The sequence below is a fragment of the Rhodococcus sp. A14 genome (genome assembly GCF_011603105.1).
Lineage (GTDB): Bacteria > Actinomycetota > Actinomycetes > Mycobacteriales > Mycobacteriaceae > Rhodococcus_F > Rhodococcus_F opacus.
The window spans coordinates 1-5,405 of the sequence record NZ_JAAOQS010000204.1 but is presented as its reverse complement, the minus strand read 5'-3'; the positions used below and the strand labels follow the sequence as shown (position 1 = coordinate 5,405).

6 protein-coding genes and 1 pseudogene are annotated in these 5,405 nt (G+C 63.0%); 6 read left to right on the top strand and 1 reads right to left on the bottom strand.

Going from position 1 to position 5,405, the window contains the following annotated elements; genetic code table 11:
* Positions 1-96 precede the first annotated feature (96 nt).
* From G9373_RS44425 to G9373_RS47475, 6 genes are all read left to right on the top strand, one after another.
* Positions 97-1,518: an MFS transporter gene (locus G9373_RS44425; RefSeq protein WP_240961134.1), complete on the top strand. Its 1,422-nt coding sequence runs from the start codon at positions 97-99 to the stop codon at positions 1,516-1,518.
* 78 nt (positions 1,519-1,596) lie between these two features.
* Complete coding sequence (locus G9373_RS44420) at positions 1,597-2,532, top strand: alpha/beta hydrolase (protein WP_167121163.1); 936 nt, start codon at positions 1,597-1,599, stop codon at positions 2,530-2,532.
* A 128-nt stretch (positions 2,533-2,660) separates the two neighbouring features.
* Positions 2,661-3,584: an alpha/beta hydrolase gene (locus G9373_RS44415; RefSeq protein WP_206033938.1), complete on the top strand. Its 924-nt coding sequence runs from the start codon at positions 2,661-2,663 to the stop codon at positions 3,582-3,584.
* 307 nt (positions 3,585-3,891) lie between these two features.
* Positions 3,892-4,266 carry a transposase gene (locus tag G9373_RS48035; protein ID WP_346842936.1) on the top strand — a complete coding sequence of 125 codons (375 nt, stop codon included), beginning with the start codon at positions 3,892-3,894 and terminating at the stop codon, positions 4,264-4,266.
* On the top strand, positions 4,181-4,489 hold the full coding sequence (locus tag G9373_RS48030; RefSeq protein WP_277346756.1) for a transposase: 309 nt from the start codon (positions 4,181-4,183) through the stop codon (positions 4,487-4,489). Before G9373_RS48035 ends, G9373_RS48030 begins: the two co-directional genes overlap by 86 nt.
* Positions 4,490-4,602: 113 nt before the next feature.
* Entirely contained in the window at positions 4,603-5,037 is a 435-nt protein-coding gene (locus G9373_RS47475) for an IS110 family transposase (protein WP_240961133.1), read from the top strand.
* 96 nt (positions 5,038-5,133) lie between these two features.
* Here G9373_RS47475 and G9373_RS44405 read toward each other — a convergent pair.
* A pseudogene (locus tag G9373_RS44405) lies at positions 5,134-5,405 on the bottom strand (CoA ester lyase); the annotation flags it as partial.

The window sequence follows — 5,405 nt, the reverse complement described above, 5'->3', positions numbered from 1 at the left end:
CTCGGACTCCTCAGATTCAACCGCGGCGTACGGGCACCTTCATCACACACGTCGGGCCGCCGATCGGTCGCCCCCTCCCTCCCGACTGGAGTTCCCATGCCGAACCCCAATGTGCCACTCGTCTCCACCGAGGCACCCACGATGAACACACCCCCGCGCACCACTCGGCGTAAGCGTGCCCGCACGCCCGGGTACGCAATCGGGGCACTGATCTTCCTCTGGCTGGTCTACGCGATGAATGCGAACACCCGCCAGATCTTCTTCTTCGTTCTCCCCTCGATCGTCAAAGAATTCTCGATCTCGCCGGGTACCGCAGGCGTCATCGCCGCGATCATCACCGCGTCGTGCTCGCTGTTGGCGCTACCGCTCGGGCCGTGGTTCGACCGCGGCGGCCATGGGTGGGCGCGCAAATACCGCAACGGTGTGATGGCCGCGGGGTACTTCATCTTCTCGATCGTCACCGGCATCGGAGCCTTCACCCAGTCGCTGTGGTCGATCGTCGTGCTGCAGTCGGTCAAGAACGCCTTCGGCGGCGCGGGCGAAGCCATCGAAGTTACCTCGATGGCAGAGTCCTACCCCGTCGAACGCCGCGGCTTGGCCCTCGGCATTCAGCACACCGGCTACCCGTGGGGAACCCTCATCGCCTCCATCGTCACCGCCGGCATTCTCGCGGCCTTCGGCCCCGAGAACTGGCGCTACGTCTTCCTGCTCATCCCGCTCGCGATGATCCCCATCTGGATCGGCTACTGGCTGTTTGCCACCAAGAATCGCTACGCGAAGTTCGAGAAGGACACGGTGGAGGCCGGCTTGACCAAGCCGCTGCACTCCACCGAGGACGATCAGCACCACCGCGCACCCGCAGGGGCGCTCGGCCGGGCACTGCGCAATCCGAATATCGTTGTGCCGTCGCTGGCGTCGCTGCTGGGAATAGCCGTCTACACCGGGATCAGCTTCTGGCTTCCGCAGTACATCGCGTTCGTCGGCAGCTACAGTTTCGCCGAAGCGGCTGCCTACTCCGCGATCTTCACCATCACCGGCGGTATCGGACAGATCCTCTGGGGCACCGTCTCCGACTGGCTCGGCCGCAAGTTCACCTCGATCATCGCCTTCACCTGGCTCGCGGTCGGGATCTTCCTGCTGCAGTACGCTGGACTGGGACTGGTATGGCTGATCGTCATCCAGCTCTTCGCCGGCATGGCCACCAATGGGATCTTCCCCGTCATCTACGGCTTCGTCAGCGACTCCGCCGAGAAGGGTGCCATGGGAACCGCCAACTCGGTCATGCTGACCGCGACATACCTCGGCGGGCTCTCCCCGCTGATCCTCGGCGTGCTGATCGGCGCAGGCGGCGGATTCTCGTCGGTGTCCGGATACAACTGGGGGCTCTATGTCATGGTCGGTGCGTGCGTTCTCGCCGTGGTCCTGCTGATGCTGTTCACCCGCGAACCCGTCGGAAAGTTCCGCCACCTCGACCGCGCCTTCGTCTCCAAGCAACGATGCAACCTGGAGTATGCCTAGATCATCCCCTCGACACACCGCAGCTCCGCACCCACTCGGGGCCAGCGTCCAACCCGACCCGGAAACCAAGGAGAAACAATGCCCGGCCAAGCCCACACCATCACCGTTCCGCATCTGGGCGGCTCGACGATCAGTTACAAATTCGGCGCACCGTACAACCCGTCGCTCCCGACACTGGTCATGATCAACTCGTTCACCACATCAGTGGAGTTGTACCGGGCACAGTTCGCCGACACCGAACTCATGCAGGCGATGAACCTGCTGGCCATCGAGCCCTACGGTCACGGCGGGACACGCGCGACCTACGAACAGTTCACCTACTGGGACAGCGCCATCGCGAACCTCCAAGTCCTCGACGCCCTCGGTATCCCCGAGGTGTTCGTCCTGGGCACCTCCCAGGGCGGATGGATCGCCGCCCGGATGGCCATGCTCGCCCCCGACAAGGTCAAGGGCATCATCATCCTGGGCACCTCGATGGACGACGAAAGCCAACGCAGCCGCGACCTGGGATGTTGGGACGGTCACGAATTCTGCACCCCCACAATCGTCGAACACGCCGACCCGGTGGGTGATGACTGGGTGGTCTCGGACGAGTTCGTTGCTCAACTACTCGAATCCGGCCTCGGTGACACCGTCACCCCCGACGAGCACGACTTCTGGCTCGCGGCCTACCGCGCAAACTACACCGGCGATGCAGGTCGTAAACGACTACTGATCAGCGCGATCAACCTGCGCGACCGCGACGGTCTGCACGCGCGCCTGAGCAGCGTGACCTGCCCGGTCCTGTGGCTGCACGGAACCGCGGATTCGGTGTACTCGATCGAGAACGCCCGCCACGAAATCGAGATGTTCACCAACTCCTCATCTGCCGAACTGAGAGTTGTCGAAGGGGGACAGCATTTCTTGAGCGCGTCGAACCCGCAGGACGTCGATGAAGCAACCGTCGAATTTGTCCGTCATTGGGGCTCCGAAGCGAACCCGAAAGCCAGTGCATTGATCAAAACGGCCCGCTGACAAATCTAGCGACGCCCGGTAGCCCCGAAATCACCTTGCCGAGTGCGAGCGTCCTCACGCCGCGTCGTCGATACACGCTACCAACAAAGAACCGTGACCCCCTCTTATCCCGACAGGAGAAGCCAGGCATGCCGCACACCCAACAGGTCGTCGCAGTGCGCGATACACATCTTTTTGTCGACGACACCGGCGAGGAAGGTCTGCCGATCATCCTCTGCCTCCACTCCCTCTTCCTCGACTCGCGCATGTTCGATGGACTCATCGACGCGGTGCGCGGTGAGTTCCGTGTGGTACGACCAGAGTTTCGTGGCCAGGGCAGAAGCGATCTCCACGACGTCGACGTCATCACGATGGACGACGACGCAGAAGACATTCTCGCCTTGATCGAGGTGATGGGGCTGAAAGACATCAACATGCTGGTGCAATCGATGGGCGGAGACGTCGGGGTTCGGGTCGCCGCTCGACGGCCCGAGCTTTTCCGGAAGATCGTGATGGCAGGCTCGTCTGCCCGCGGCGAAACGCACAAGGAGTACGTCACATGGACCGACCGTGCAAGTGTCCACGGCTTCGTCGGCGACATTCTCGAAGAAACGCTGGGCGTGATGTTCGGTGAGACGATCCGCAACGATCCCGAGCGTACCGACATCGTCGCCCTGTGGACCGACCGTATCAACGCCCTGCCTCGAAGCCTACGCCCCGCGATGCTGGGCGTCATGACGCGTGAGGGAGCGCTCGACCTGCTCCCAAGCATCACTTGCCCCGTATTGATTGTCTCTGGAGTCGAGGACCACGCCCGCCCCCCCGGAGTGGGGCAAAGAAGTCGCCGATGCCCTCCCCGACAGCGAACTCGTCGTTCTCGAAGGCGTCGGTCACAGCCCGACCTTGGAAGTACCAAACATCGTTTATCCAAAGATCATCGACTTCTTCCGATCCTGAGCTGCCCAGGAACTCAGTTCGCCGAGGGCCGAAACTACTCGATCGAGCGCAACATCCGGCGAGGTACGCTACGGGCCAAGCTGATATGTAACCCTGGGTGGTCAAGGGCAGAATGATGCGCCCTCCGGATCGACATCGTTGGCGCCGCTTCTGTCGACCGGCACGACCTGTTCGAGGCGGCGAGCGTGTCGGGGTGTCGACGCGTTGTCTGACCTGCGCGGGTTGGGTACCGCAGCGCGGGTTTTCGGCGGAACCGGATGAAGTTCCCAGTGCACGATTGATCGTGTTGGCCGGTTCGCTCCACCGTTGTTTCCCCTCCGTGGCTGATGTCAGTTCCGCGGCCGGCCGACACCGTTAGGACCGGCCGACGGCCCCCGAGGAGCGTGGCGTCGCCCCTACTGGGATACGCCGATCGACCGGTCCATGCCACCCACCCGCAACCTGGGCAGCAGACATATCACCACGATGGTCATCGGGATCGATGCGCACAAGCGCACCCACGCCACCGTCGTTGTCGATCGGACGGGACGACAACTGTCGACGAAAACCATTGGCAACACAAGCGAAGGCCACCTGTCGCTGTTGCGTTGGGCGACTGAACAATGTGGTGATCGACGGTGGGCTATCGAGGACTGCCGCCACCTGAGTAGGCGCGCCTCGAACGCGATTGATCGCCGCAGGCGAACGGATAATTCGGGTCCCGCCCAAGTTGATGGCGAACGTCCGCGACAGCGCCCGCACCAACGGCAAGTCGGATCTGATCGACGCGCTCGCAGTCGCACGCGCGGCCCTGCGTGAGCCCGATCTGCCCGAAGCCCGCCTCGACGGCGCAGAACGTGAGCTCCGGCTACTGGTCGACCACCGCGAAGACCTCGTTGCCGAACTGACTCGCATCATCGCACGACTGCGCTGGCACCTTCACGAGCTCGACCCAGCGTGGAAGCCGCCGACGAAAATGGACCGGACAAGCGTGCTCTGGCGCTTCTATCGAATTCTTCGGGTCTTGTCGCCGAACCGGTGACCCAACTCGTCGGGCACCTGCGGCGCGTTACTGCCGAGATCGATGAACTCGCGGGTCAGATCACCTCCCGGACCGCTGTGCTGGCCCCTTCCTTGTTGGCGATTCCTGGGTGATTGGCGATTCCTGGGTGCGGACCGCTCATCGCAGCGAAGCTGATCGGTGAGACCGCTCGTGTCGACAGATTTCACTCCAAGGATGCGTTCGCACGGCACAACGGGACTGCGCCGCTTCCGGTATGGTCGTCGAACGACGCTCGACATCGACTCTCGCGCACCGGAAACCGTCAGCTCAATGCCGCAATTTACCGCATCGCGCTCAGTCAGGCCCGCTGCCATCCCGAGGCGCGAGCACTGTGGGCACGCCCCGGCTCGGCGCGGGCATCGTCGTCGAGAAACGCGATCATGTCGCCGCTCGCCGCGCGGACTAGCAAGGTCGGCGGCGAGGGTGGGATGGAAGCACTGCGCATCCTCAAACGCAGACTCTCGGACGTTGTCTTCAAAGCGATGGCAGCAGATCTATCACTGATGGTCACCGCAACCGCCGCTTGACATGAACTGGGTAGATTTCTAGATATCGGCCTGCTATATCCCAGGCTGGGTTCCTGATGCCGGAAACGGAGACTTTTCGGAATCAGTCGCGGGTGGTCATCCGTGTGCGAAGACGGTGGCGAGGCGGTGGATCGCTCGGGCTCGGGCGAGTTTCGGCAGGTCACTGCCATTTTCGATGCGCGCACCGTCGACGCCGAGTCGGTCGATGATCTGGCGGGCCCAGTCGATGTCGGTGTCGGTAGGGCTCAGTGCGCGGTTGATGACGGGGGCTTGTCCGGGGTGCATGCACAGCTTGCCTGACATGCCCATGGTGCGGGTCACGGTGAGGGCATCGGTGAGCGCATCCTCTGCGGTGGTGAGGGTGGGGC

Coding starts and splice junctions, on each gene's coding strand:
- G9373_RS48035 (WP_346842936.1), top strand. CDS start 3,892: ATGCCACCCACCCGCAACCTGGGCAGCAGACATATCACCACGATGGTC.
- G9373_RS44425 (WP_240961134.1), top strand. CDS start 97: ATGCCGAACCCCAATGTGCCACTCGTCTCCACCGAGGCACCCACGATG.
- G9373_RS48030 (WP_277346756.1), top strand. CDS start 4,181: ATGGCGAACGTCCGCGACAGCGCCCGCACCAACGGCAAGTCGGATCTG.
- G9373_RS44415 (WP_206033938.1), top strand. CDS start 2,661: ATGCCGCACACCCAACAGGTCGTCGCAGTGCGCGATACACATCTTTTT.
- G9373_RS44420 (WP_167121163.1), top strand. CDS start 1,597: ATGCCCGGCCAAGCCCACACCATCACCGTTCCGCATCTGGGCGGCTCG.